Raw genomic sequence first — 12622 nt, forward strand, 5'->3', positions numbered from 1 at the left:
CTCATTTTTTTGGCCAAGTAACAAGCTGTGGGGTTCTTGGAAGTTCATCGCCGATATATTTTTTGATTTCATTCGGCCATTTCTCAAAATCAAATCCATGACGTATGACGAATACATATGCCCATCGTGATGGACCGATCCCCACGCACCCCGTCCAGACATCTCTGTTCGCTTTATCTTTAAAATTGAATCTTCCTGCATAGAAGTCAGTGTGAACATGATAGGATGATATTTCTAGTTCTGCTTCTGGTCTGCTAGCCGTTTCAAAAGGTAGGATTGCTGTTAGGTCATATGTCTTCACAAATTCCTCTGTTTCATCTTTTTCTGTAGCGCCGGCATGCTCAAGATAAACTGCTGTGGTTTTGTCAATTCGGTATTCCAAATCAAAGATATCGTTTATTATTTTCTCTGAGCGTTCGAGAATTTCATCTCTGATATCGATAGTTTTTTTTGGCGATGACATATAGGTGAATTCGATCCGATGAAATTCATTTAATCTCTCTAGTCCCTTTAGCCCTCCTCCTTCCCAACGCCAAGTAGGACCATTTCTATCAAAGAACTTTATGGGGTTATTTTCAAGATCGTCTATATCCACTATTTCCTTTTGAAAGATTTCATAGAAAGGCTCACACTGAGCATAAGAGAGACCAAACATGGGTGGTCTGAGCATTTTTTGTAACATTTCAGGATTAGTAGTACCTGTGATTTCAACATAGTCTACATATTCTTCAAAGTCTTTAGGATTCCTACTTGTCGGAGGACATACCCAAAATAGTTCATTTGGAATCGCAAGCTGTCCTTTTTTTCTTTCAACTTCTAATGGGATCAATCGCGGAAAGATGGTTTCGACAAACCCCATAGGTTTGATTATCTTATCGATCACAAGTTGCTCAATAGCTCGGATGAGTGCTGTAAAAGGAGGCATGATTGTCCAGACGCCGGCACCTGGGAACTCTTTTACCCATCCTCTTCCTACAGCTTGTTCAGTAGGATCTATCTTAATTCTATACTTGTCTAATTTTTTTTCACTTCGCCTGACAGTTTCAGAAAATGCAGCTTTACCTCCCATACTCTGTGTTCTGATTTTTTCTTCCATTCGATTAAGCAATTTATCAATATAGTTCTTTTTTAGTGCTGTTTCATCAATATCTTTTGGATTTAGAATGATATGAGCCTGATTACCCGTAAAATCGATTTTATCAGTAAATGGAAGAGTCATTGGCTCTAATGGCGCTTCTTCCAGTTCCATGGTGATTTCAAATCGTTGAATCTCAATTCTTCTTACACCTAATTGGTACTTCTTTCCTAAAAATGTAGACAATTCTTTATTAAGTCGCATAATGCCTGTATGCGCTCTAACGTATCTACCACTGTTTAAGTTTAAAAAAACGCCTTCTGGCTGTATCTGATATTCTTCTATTGTTGTTCCTTCGTTTTCTTTACCTTCTGGAACGCCCTTTTTAAGAAATGAGTTGTTTGCATCTTCAAGAAATTCTGTTAAGGATTCTACTGCCTCTGTGGGCAGTTTTTTGCTAAATTCAAAGAACACGTCCGCTTCAAATCTCATCAAAGACACCTAGCGAATCCATTAATCAAACATCATTTGAACTGTTTATTGGTTTATTTTTAAATTCTATTTCCAATGATAATCTTTTTGGTAAAAAAAGGAATCTCTTTCAAGTAGCAAAATTTCCAGTGTTTAGTAAATAATAGAATGGAATTTGATGTATTTAATTCTTTGAATCTAAATGATAAGAAAAACCTCTCAATATTGTATACTATTTCACTTTCTTAGGTTACTAAAACACTATATCATTCTTAGTAAAGCCGTAGGGGATCTTTTTAGTTATATAGTCAAGAATTGGTGATTTAAAAACACGAAGATATCTTGCAAGTTCTCCATTTATTTCCTTTGTTTCTAAACGAATAACAGCATCATAGAGGAACTCAAAAGTCTTTAATTCCATCGGGTTGTGCATTCCGGTTCCTATCACATCCAAAGTAATTGCATTTTCGGTTTTTGCAACTTGGGTTATTTCTTTGGCCAGCTTATATGTCTTTTCAAACCCAAAGGTCATCACAATGGTCGAAAGAGAAGAGGTTGCGCTTCTTACGAGAGTTTTCTTTGACTGTTTTCCTTGATCCTGCTCTCGATACCACATCCAAATTCCATGCATTACGTCCATGATGCGGTTTGCATTATTGGGCTCACCGATCGTGATTATATGTTTTGAAAAATCCCGTACATATTCTCCTCCTTTTGTCCAAAAGTCTACAATTTTCCCTTTTTTCAGGAACTCCTCTGGAACAATCCCAAATTCCTTGTATTTCCGAAGTATTTCGTCAACAGAATAATCATAAGAATAAAAGAAGCAGACATCTTTCTGGCGTAATCCTTCATACAACCATTTTTCTACAAATAGCAATGGACTGGTACCTGTTTCAACCTCAAGTAAGATTTGCGTGCCTCTTGGCACTCCTGGTCCACCCAAGAGTTTGTCTAGTTCTTTGATACCGCTTGAAGCTAATTCCATTGGCAAGACAGGTTACTCTCCAAGGGTATCACTAGGTGATGATATAAAAGTTCTACTCAATGTAGCTCATTCATAGCAAAGTACAGATTCATCATAGGTTCTTCCTCTGATTTCCATACCCTTTGGATGAAAATGTATCTTCTTTTTTTGAAGAAAAATGCTTAGGTGTTCTGTTTTTGTGTTGATATCATCTCCATGCAAAAATTTAAGTGGTAAATCGATCGATAACGGACGTATTTTAACTATGTGACGTGTGCTTTTAAGTGGGAACAAAATACCGCTTTTTGCTGCCATTATTACATCTTTTTTGTTTATAATTGGTGGCACGAGCACTCCTACGACATCTTTTTTTTCGATCTCAATTTTTGAACTATATTTGACTTCAATATTAAAATGGAATTTGAAAAGTACCTCGATAAGAATAAGATGATTAAAAATTTCTACAAGATCCTTGACCTCTTCCTTACTGTTAATAAGAATGGATTTTTCCTTTGTAATCAACGCACCAGCAACGCTTCCTTCGTTTATCAATTTTACAGCTTCTTGAGGATTCTTTGTGTATGCAATATCAAATTTATCCAATCTTTGGATGCTTTCAATCATTTGTATTGACGGGATTGTCTGATTCGATATGAACCGCCTGTACCATCGATTAACACTTACATCCTTGTAGGGTACACAATAGCAAAGAACGGTTTTGCATGAAAGTTTTTTAAAAGCCGCAAGGCGGTGCATTCCATCTAATACAACACTACTATCGCGCTCAACGATTATGGGGTCTTTCTGAAAACCATCATTTTCTATTTCTTGCGCTAATTGATCAACTATTTTAAAAGCCGTTTTCTCATGAGGCAGAAGGGACTCAAGTTTTTCTAATCTGATGTCAGATTCAACAACATTGCGAATCTGTGAAGAATTCATGTTTTTCCCCAATTAGACTTTAATTAATGTTGGCAAATAATGCTATAAAAACTACATAAGATTTGAATGAGTAACTGTATTTAATTTACAATTCTTAACTTAAATCTGCTTTTCATAATGAACCTGTAAGTCATTATAATCAAATGTATTAAAAGCGTATTTTCCGAATGGTACGAATGAAATACCCGCATGTTACTTGCATTTATTGTATTTTCTTCTAAAGATCATAAAAATAATAATTTTGAGTTTCACAGAACAATTTTGTATTTACACATTTTTTTGGTTGCTAATTAACACAAGATCTAACGATCAAAGCGTTATCTTATTTTGTCGTTAGGAAATCCTCGATCAAAGTTGAAAAAATTATTAGCTCTCCTTTTGTTATAAAATACCGACAAAAGTAATAACCAGATGATACAAAATCGTTTTATTATTTATTTTATAAAATATTCCGACAAAAACACTTGAATATAGAATTTTTGAAATTTATCGGCATTTTCAAAGGAGCTTAACACTTTGGAATTATCTGGGAGACATCTGTTGATTATTTCATGTTCGAAAACAAAGAATAGTCAACTGAGAAACAATGAAGAAATAACACTCCCTGCAATACAAGGATATGATGGCAAGATTTTTCTGACTTTACGAAAAGCATTTAGAGAAGGATTAGGGCAAAATGTTGATGTACTCATAATCTCAGCAAAATATGGTCTTTTAAGAGCAACAGATGAGATTTCTTATTATGAGGAACGCATGACAAGACAAAAAGCACACGAACTTAGAGATAGGGTTTTATCTAAATTGAAATTGATTGTTGCGAATGGAGGAAACTACAGAACAATTTTTGTAATGATGGGAAAAGACTATTTTGAAGCAATTAGCGGCTTATCTACGTTAATCGATATCCCTATTGATATTATAGAAATGGAAAAAATCGGAAAAGCACAGCAAAAACTTAGAAACTTATTGTTAAGATTAAACTCACAGATAGTGGTATCTTAATCTAAATTTTCCTATTAGAAGATTAAAGAAACAATAATTTCAAGGGCAAAAAAGCATTAAATTAGATTTTCTATTTTCTAATTGAGTTATTTTCCGTTGTTCCACCACCAATGCCCATCCAAACTTTCTGATTTCTTATAAATATCCATTTTTGGACTATAGTAGTTAAAATTAAAGTTGCCTTCAACACATTCTTTTTTAAAAAACAGGGATATTAAAAAAACAGGAGGGTATATCTTGGACGTCGTATCAGTATTGAAAGACGGAAACATCGAAGACATGGTTGAAAGATCAGTGAACCTTGTCCTTGCTGGAGGACTTGAGGAAATAATTGATAAAGGCGACCGTGTTTTAATCAAACCAAACCTTGCCGCCCCAAAGCAAAGTAATACAGGAGCCACAACAAATCCGAGGGTCGTTTTAAAATTAATCGGGTTAGTGAAGAGTGCCGGCGGCATACCTATCGTTGGCGAAAGCCCGATTGTTGGTTATAATACGGAAGAAGTTTTCTATAGGACAAAATACAAACTTCTTATGAAGGGGCAAGGTGTCGATATTGTTGATTTTAATGCAGATACGCCTGTCGAAGTTTCAATAAAAGGAGCATTAGCCCTCAAAGAAGTAAAACTTGCTAAAACTGTGTTAGATTGTGATAAATTTATTAGTGTGCCAGTATTAAAAACACATGACGCTTGTACTGTAACTCTAAGCTTAAAAAATCTTAAGGGCTGCATGTATCAAAATGAAAAATATAACTCGCATCGTGTGGGCGTGCATAAAGCGATTGTCGATCTTAATACACTCATTAAACCCGATTTAGCGGTAATTGATGGTATTGTGGGTATGGAAGGACTTGGACCCACAGCTGGAGATCCCGTACGCATGGATATGATAATCGCAGGAAAAGATTTAGCATCCGTAGACACTGTCGCTTCCACGATTATGGGATTCGATGCAGATAAGATAAAACATATTAAATATGCGGCACAAAATGGCTTTGGAACAACAGACCTTCAAAAGATTGAAGTCTTAGGTGAACCTATTCAAAAGGTTTTTCGTAAATTCCAAGAAGCTACGTGGTGAGCTACCTCGTGCTAAAGCTTTGAGGCTTCCTGCTTCAACGACAGACTCGATCCCCTTGACGGGTTACGGAGGTCTTATCTCCACAGGCTTAACATCCCTATGCCCCGTAGGTACGGTTCACGATGGTGAGACCATCGGAGCATGCACCTTATCTGCAAGTGTGCGTTTTATCCCTCCAATAGCCATTAATACCTTATTCATACCACCTATATAAAGTCAGGGAGACCCTTCGATGCACGTGATGAAAGTGAACACTCACTCACGCAATTCATCACCATGCTGAGGCAGTGGTGCTTTCTTGCTTGGCTACGTGGTAAACGTTATTGGAGTCTTTGAATTGGTATTAATTAACATAGATCAGGAAAAATGCAATTTGTGTAGGATTTGTGTACAAGCTTGTCCTAGCGAGATTTATTTGGTGGAAGTGCACGGAATAGAAGTGGAAAAAGAAAAATGCCTAGGCTGTGGAAACTGCATAACGATTTGTCCTGTTGAGGATTTTGGAGAGAAACCAATCTATAGAATTCACAATGGTAAGAGTGGCATTTCTGAGGAAAGAATTGATATATGCAAACGCTTTGATGGGTCTGGGTGGAGTTGCGAGTTGTGTAAAAATGTCTGTCCTGTTGGAGCTATACGATTTATTGGTAATTGTCAATTAAATGAAGAAAATATAAAAAATTGCCTTGAAGGCGAGGGAAAAGACTGTCGAATCTGCTCAGAGGCATGTCCTGAGGGAGCGATTCGTGTTAGAAGAGATAATGGCAAATAATTATAATGGGGCTAATATAGATGAACGCGCGATTGGAAGATCCTAAGAAATTACTAGAAACGTTACTAGAAGATTTCAAGAAAAAGGGTAGCGTAGTAGTCGCGTTTTCTGGAGGTGTGGACAGTAGTGTGGTTGCAGCACTGGCATATCGGGCTCTAGGTGATAGATCAGTTGCAGTTACTGTCGATTCTCCGATGATGTTTCCAGACGAAGTTCAAACTGCAAGGGAAGTCGCCCAGCAGATAGGGATACAACACATTATTGTCCCTCTAAATGAACTTGAACATCCAGCAATATTACAAAATCCTCCAGATCGTTGCTATCACTGTAAAAAGTTGCGATTCAGTGATTTGTTTGAATTTGCAGAAAAGGAAGGGTACGAAGCAGTGGCTGACGGTACGAATGTTGAGGATTTTGATGAACATCGTCCTGGAATACGTGCCGCAAGAGAATTACAAGTTTGGTCACCATTAGCAGAACGCGGTCTAAATAAAGAAAAAATTCGTGCGCTTGCAAAATTATTAAACTTACCATCTGCTGAAAAACCTGCGATGGCATGTTTGGCGAGTCGGGTTCCGTACGGGGAAACACTTTCTGAAGAAAGATTTAAACGAATAGCACAAGCGGAAATTTATATCCGTAATGAACTTAGGATTAAACAGGTAAGAGTACGTGAGCATGAAAACGGAAAAATTGCCAGAATTGAAGTAGGCTCTGCAGAACGCAATAAATTCTTTGATTTTGAAAAAATGGATAGTTTATCGAAGCAGTTAAAGAAGTTAGGCTATAAATATGTGACGCTTGATCTCCTTGGCTATCGTTCTGGAGCCATGGACGAAGTACTTCAAAAGTCTTGAATTGTTAGGCATAAGTCTTATTTTTTGATTATTTCAACGGTTCCGTCATCGCCGTTAACCTTAATGTAGTCATCTGTGCAACATTCTTTTAGTAGATTCTTATCAAAGTTATCAATCATTGGAATGTCGATGGTAATGGCACTAAGAGCCAAAATGGGATCTGCTATATCACATACTATCGCAACGGGTGCAGTTCCACGAATCATAGCATCATACGCAACATATGGACCTAATGTTCCGCCTTTTCCTGTAGGACACACAAGAACCTTCCCCCTCATATATTCACCCATTTTTTCGCTCATTAGAAGTTTTCCTGTTGTCGGGTCAAAATCCCCGATAAAACTAAATGGTGTGTTTACAACGATTGCATAGCCTTCTGCTTTTCCTTTATTGATTATATGACCCGTTAATATCATTTTAAATGCACCCATTTTCCACTAATTGCTGAAGCTACACAATCTTTCATAGTTCCATACAACACATCTATTTTTCCTTTAGTTAGTCTGGTGATATAATGAGCAGCCTTTATTGAATTCGTTGCAATCACTTCAATATCGTCTGGAAAAGGTGCTTCTGGAATAGATGCCATGCAGGAGCTTGAAAAAACACCGCCAGCATTTTCTATAATGCCTGTGTATCCCATACGGGTGGCTAATAACTTTATTTGGTCTGCTGTAGCTAACCATAATCGTGTATCTCTAGCAGTTTTTGTATTTCCTAATAATACTGCAATGTTTCTGATTTCAGAGATCGAGCAATGTGGACATCCGAAAATTACCAAATCAACTTTATCACTACGCGCTGTACTGTACGCTTCCCAAGCTTCTTCTATGCACTTTTTGTCAACAGTTATTCTTTCTTCAGGGATGTTATCTCCAAATGCTTGATCGACTATTGGGGCTTCAGGTGTGACTCCAACAACATGGCATAGTCCAACTGCTCCAGAAACTGGCTGAGGGGTGAAAAGGAATTTACATTGTTCAACTGAAAGATTAGGCATCCCATTAATAACAACATTCTGATTTCGTGCTAGCGCACCGATATAGTAACCAAAAGCTCCAAAATCTTCATTAGAGAAATTCTTGAAATCAAGACCCTTTGGTTCTACTAAAATTTGGCCATATCTATTCTGGGTTTCTAATAATCCAGTTAAAGGGGTTTTACCTGTGATTGCACTTGCTAAGGTACTAGTTGACCCTTCTCTGTTAGTTCTTGCCCCAAGAAGTGAATTACAAAAAATTTGAAGGCCTGAGCCGATCCAACTGCAAATATCTCCTTTTTTAGGAAGATTACCAACAAGAAAGGGAACACATGTGAATATTTGTAACCACTGCATTTTCTTGTAAATCTCAAGCCGCTTATTGAAAAGGTCTAACTCCTTTTCGGCAAATGATTCAGAGATGCCCATTTCCTTCCAGCAAGTCGGATCAAATGCTGACATAAAGGCATGAATTGTGGTTAGAACGTTAGGATTTGGTTTTGCGCCTTCCGTCATTTCAAGCAATAACTTGTAAGGCTCGAGAGGCATGTTATGCACACTTGTGACGTTCACCATTCTTTCTGCATCAAAAGCTTCACCGTATTTTACCAGTAACTTCATAGCTTTTTCTACGCCAGTTCCATACTCCCCATCAAACATGCGCTCTTCATCTTTGCTTAAAAACATTCTTTTCTCCTATTCCATGTTTTTGTTTTATTTATTCCGGCGGGCGATATGTTTCTTCAACATTATGAGTGTGCACCCATCCCCCTTGTGCGATATCTTCCTTCGCCATGCCTACGGATTCTCCGTACTTTATTATATCTTCCCCCTTTTTGATATCATCAATAGCGATTTTATGTCCAAAGGAAATTGATTGCTTTACTGTAATTGTTTGATCGTTTACAGAAATTGTGGTATTTTCTAGGATCTCAGAAACAGCTGTTACGACATTATCCTTAGAATTAACAAGTATGACCTGTTTCATTTGAACTCTCCTCCTTTTGTCTTAAATTGTAGGACCATAGGTCAAGATTTCCATGCCCTCATTATACTTTAGGATCTCAGCTTTCGTCAATTTCCCAGAGGCTACGTTTAGCATTTCTTCATACAATCGTTCACCTGCTTGCTCGACAGTTTCTGTGCCTTCGATTATTCCACTAACGTTAAAGTCCATATGTGATCGTAAATTCTCCCATGTGTTGATATTTCCCGTTAACTTGATAACTGGCATGATCGGATGCCCTTCTGGTGCGCCTAGCCCTGTAGTAAATAGCATAAGTTGAGAGCCCGCTGCCGCTACACCAGTAAGATTCTCATATCCCCGTCCTGGGGTCGGCATAACATAAAGTCCTTTTCCAGGCGGTTTTTCAGCGTATCCTATTGTTCCTTTTACTGGAGTCGAACCACCCTTAGCAATTGCACCCAAAGCCTTTTCCTTGACAGTAGTGAGTCCACCTCTCTTATTTCCCTCCGTTAATTGCCCACCTACAGCATCCATACCGACTGCTTGCGCCCTAAATATCAGATCTTTTACCATGGCAATTATTTCATTACCCACTTCGGGAGTTACAGCACGTGCTGCCAAGACGTCTTCGGAACCCATAATGTCACATACCTCACCAAGTATAAACGTACCACCATCTTCTATTAGTTTATCAGCTACTGCCCCTACCGCAAGATTTGAAGCAAGTCCTGATGTTGCATCCGATGCCCCGCATTTTGTAGATAACATTAATTCGGAGGTGTCATATTCATTTCTCCTTATTTGTGATGCTTCTAGTACCATTTCAGAGGCGATTTCAATGCCTGTTGCACATGCATTTGTACTGCCTCCTATCTTTTGAATCTCTACTAAATCAACAGGTTTTCCAGATTTAGCAATTTCGTCTGCTATTTTATCTGGAAACACACTTTCACAACCTAAACTAACCAACAAAACAGCCGCTATATTAGGATTCTTTCCTAGACCAATAATTGTTTTACTTACCTGTTCAAGATCTGGAGGCAGTTTTAGACATCCTTGACGATGTGTTAGTCCTACTGTGCCACTCACATGCCTAGTGATTTCAAGAACCACCTCATTGGCGCACCCTACGGTTGGAAGAACCGCCACATAATTTCGCACACCAATTTCGCCACTAGGTCTTTCGAATCCAAAAAATGAGGTACCCATGTTCTCACACACATCCATTGAATTTCACATTATGTAAGTCATATTTTTAATAGCTCTCTTAAGTTCAAAAAATTATTTGAGAAGAGATTATAATCCACTAAATTCCAATTAAGGACGTTAGTTGCGTATAGACTTGAAGTATAACTTCTTCTTATATAATATATTCTATCTAAGCTATATTTAAAAATAGTGATCTCCTAAGCCACATATTTTCTCATAAACTGAAATGCATGTGAAATGTGAATTTTGTAAAAGAATATGTCCGTCATGTCTCCTAAAATCAATTAAATCACGTATAGGGCGACCTTAAAGATTCGAAAACATTCTCAAATTGCTTTAGGTCTATTGCAAAGCCTAAGTATGCATTTTTTTACTTTCTGAGGATACCTTCTTAAGTTGACTTGCTTATATTGTTTAAAGTCTTGCATTATTCTATTAAAATCGGTATAGAAGACTTTTGTCAATTCTATGTGTATTTGCATAAATTTATAACTTCATGTTGTTTAACTAATTCGCTGAAACTTCGGGGGGTAGAACTAATTCCAACTGTAACTGTCGCAAAAGGCGTAAATCCAGAAAATGCTGTTCAAAAGTTAGTTGATTTGCTGGGCGGTTTTAAATTTAGCGAATTATCGAATTATCTCCCGCTAAAGGGTAAGATCTTAATAAAACCCAATATTGCACATAATCGCCCTGCACCTATAACAACAAATAAAGATGTAATTAAGACACTTATAACCTCGTACTTAACTGATGCAGAAGAGATCTTAGTTGGAGATAGCGCTTCGTACCCGACAAAACACATCATGAATCGATCTTGGGAACGAATACTTGAAGGTACAGGTTTAGATAAGGCAGTAAATGAAGCTGGGGGAGAAGTGGTCGATCTCGACCAGTACGAATTTGTCGAGGTTGAAAATCCAGAAAACAAAGTCCTAAGAAAACCATTAATTTCTAAACTTATTTTTGATGTAGACCATGTCATTAATGTTCCTGTTATGAAAACTCACCATATGACAACCGTGACGCTCTGCCTTAAAAATTTGCAGGGTATCATCCATGACTCTCAAAAAACATATGCTCATCTTGATAACCTCCACCAGAAGTTAGTTGACATTTACAGATGCGTTAAAGACAAATTTACCCTGAACATTATAGATGGAACGATAGCGATGGAAGGTCATGGTCCTGGACTTGGAACTCCCGTATATCTGAACACGCTTGTTGCGTCTCCAGATATTGTTGCCTGTGATGCAGTTGGTTGTGACATAATGGGCGTTGATCCATTTGGTATTGCACATGTACGATTAGCAAACGCACAAGGATTGGGAGAAGGGAGACGTGATCATATAAATATAGTTGGCGATCCACTAGACAAGGTAAAACACCACTTTGCGTTACCAGATTTAGCTATAAGTGGCGTATATGATAAAGTGGATGTGTATGAAGGTGGAACTTGTCAATATTGCAAGGCAATCGTCAAAACCGCGCTACAATCTCTACACAAGAAAGGAGACATTTCGCTAGTCAAAGATATGCAAGTTATTGTTGGTAAAAACCCTTCCGAGCCATATTCGAAATCAAGTTTAGATTTTATTGTAGGCGATTGCGCATGTGAATCGACAGATTACGAGGGTATTGAAATTCCTGGTTGTCCACCCTTTGACGCTTTCGTAAAAATCAGAAAAGCAGTGCACAACAATGTTTCTGAGAAAACATAATTTTCTTAAGTATAGTTCTAAATTGTCACTCGATTCATAAGTCAAATTTTCAAATATTCATCCATCAATTACACAATCGATCTAGTAAAGTTCGATTAAAAGGAAAAGGGGAGTTAAGTGCCTATATTATGGATTATATTGTTCAGTCTTTTAGGTAGTATAGGCGCTATTATTACAGCAGCGAGCTTTCTTTTATTACAGAAAAAAATACACAAAGACTTTCTCTCTTCATTAATCTCTTATGCAACTGGAACTTTGCTTGCTGCCGCATTATTAGGATTGATTCCACATGCACTAACGTACATAAGTCCCCTTCCAGTCTTATTCGCAGTCTTAGTAGGGATAATTCTTTTTTTCTCTCTTGAGAAATTGGTTATTTGGCGTCACTGTCATGACATAGAATGTGAAGTGCACGGTGCTGCAGGACCTATGATCCTCATGGGGGACGCATTTCATAATCTTATAGACGGGACTATAATTGCAGCTGGATTCTTGGTATCTATACCACTTGGTATTATTGTGGGGCTCTCAGTTATTGCGCATGAAATTCCCCAAGAAGTAGGCGATTTTGGAATAC

General features: G+C 37.7%; 14 protein-coding genes. 7 read left to right on the forward strand and 7 right to left on the reverse strand.

Features of this window, described 5'->3' with window-relative positions:
* Window position 1: 1 nt before the first annotated feature.
* The 3 genes from QVB70_RS00420 to QVB70_RS00430 all read right to left on the reverse strand — a co-directional run bounded on the left by QVB70_RS00420 (window position 2) and on the right by QVB70_RS00430 (window position 3455).
* Window positions 2-1567 (reverse strand): aminoacyl--tRNA ligase-related protein, encoded by a 1566-nt coding sequence (locus QVB70_RS00420; protein ID WP_287582273.1) that lies wholly within the window; start codon window positions 1565-1567, stop codon window positions 2-4.
* Window positions 1568-1799: 232 nt separating this feature from the next.
* A complete protein-coding gene (locus QVB70_RS00425; RefSeq protein WP_287582299.1) occupies window positions 1800-2534 on the reverse strand; it encodes an ATPase domain-containing protein in 735 nt (244 codons plus the stop codon).
* Between the two features lie 66 nt (window positions 2535-2600).
* Window positions 2601-3455 carry a ParB N-terminal domain-containing protein gene (locus tag QVB70_RS00430; protein WP_287582275.1) on the reverse strand — a complete coding sequence of 285 codons (855 nt, stop codon included), beginning with the start codon at window positions 3453-3455 and terminating at the stop codon, window positions 2601-2603.
* 516 nt (window positions 3456-3971) lie between these two features.
* Between QVB70_RS00430 and QVB70_RS00435 the strand changes: the two genes are divergently transcribed.
* The 5 genes from QVB70_RS00435 to larE all read left to right on the forward strand — a co-directional run bounded on the left by QVB70_RS00435 (window position 3972) and on the right by larE (window position 7169).
* Window positions 3972-4457 (forward strand): DUF6884 domain-containing protein, encoded by a 486-nt coding sequence (locus tag QVB70_RS00435; protein WP_287582277.1) that lies wholly within the window; start codon window positions 3972-3974, stop codon window positions 4455-4457.
* A gap of 237 nt (window positions 4458-4694) precedes the next feature.
* Window positions 4695-5540, forward strand: a complete 846-nt coding sequence (locus QVB70_RS00440) for a DUF362 domain-containing protein (RefSeq protein WP_287582279.1) — start codon at window positions 4695-4697, stop codon at window positions 5538-5540.
* Window positions 5541-5559: 19 nt separating this feature from the next.
* Window positions 5560-5754, forward strand: coding sequence for a hypothetical protein (locus QVB70_RS00445; protein WP_287582281.1), 195 nt, complete (start codon window positions 5560-5562; stop codon window positions 5752-5754).
* Window positions 5755-5838: 84 nt separating this feature from the next.
* Complete coding sequence (locus QVB70_RS00450) at window positions 5839-6312, forward strand: 4Fe-4S binding protein (RefSeq protein WP_287582283.1); 474 nt, start codon at window positions 5839-5841, stop codon at window positions 6310-6312.
* A gap of 20 nt (window positions 6313-6332) precedes the next feature.
* Window positions 6333-7169, forward strand: a complete 837-nt coding sequence (gene larE / locus QVB70_RS00455; protein WP_287582285.1) for an ATP-dependent sacrificial sulfur transferase LarE — start codon at window positions 6333-6335, stop codon at window positions 7167-7169.
* A gap of 17 nt (window positions 7170-7186) precedes the next feature.
* Here the strand turns inward: larE and QVB70_RS00460 are convergent, their stop codons facing one another.
* Genes QVB70_RS00460 through QVB70_RS00475 form a run of 4 tightly spaced genes read right to left on the reverse strand, consistent with a single transcriptional unit; the run spans window position 7187 to window position 10324 of the window.
* Window positions 7187-7585 (reverse strand): DUF126 domain-containing protein, encoded by a 399-nt coding sequence (locus QVB70_RS00460; RefSeq protein WP_287582287.1) that lies wholly within the window; start codon window positions 7583-7585, stop codon window positions 7187-7189.
* Entirely contained in the window at window positions 7582-8835 is a 1254-nt protein-coding gene (locus QVB70_RS00465; RefSeq protein WP_287582289.1) for an aconitase X catalytic domain-containing protein, read from the reverse strand. Before QVB70_RS00465 ends, QVB70_RS00460 begins: the two co-directional genes overlap by 4 nt.
* Window positions 8836-8866: 31 nt before the next feature.
* A complete protein-coding gene (locus QVB70_RS00470) occupies window positions 8867-9136 on the reverse strand; it encodes a UxaA family hydrolase (protein ID WP_287582291.1) in 270 nt (89 codons plus the stop codon).
* A 21-nt stretch (window positions 9137-9157) separates the two neighbouring features.
* A complete protein-coding gene (locus QVB70_RS00475) occupies window positions 9158-10324 on the reverse strand; it encodes a UxaA family hydrolase (protein WP_287582293.1) in 1167 nt (388 codons plus the stop codon).
* 410 nt (window positions 10325-10734) lie between these two features.
* On the opposite strand from QVB70_RS00475, the gene QVB70_RS00480 reads away from it, so the two are divergent.
* Together QVB70_RS00480 and QVB70_RS00485 are read left to right on the forward strand one after the other, a co-directional pair.
* Complete coding sequence (locus tag QVB70_RS00480; protein ID WP_287582295.1) at window positions 10735-12045, forward strand: DUF362 domain-containing protein; 1311 nt, start codon at window positions 10735-10737, stop codon at window positions 12043-12045.
* Window positions 12046-12162: 117 nt separating this feature from the next.
* Window positions 12163-12622, forward strand: a 460-nt coding sequence (locus QVB70_RS00485) for a hypothetical protein (protein WP_287582297.1), incomplete at its 3' end; no start/stop codon positions are given.

This window comes from Candidatus Borrarchaeum sp. (assembly GCF_019058535.1).
GTDB lineage: Archaea > Asgardarchaeota > Sifarchaeia > Borrarchaeales > Borrarchaeaceae > Borrarchaeum > Borrarchaeum weybense.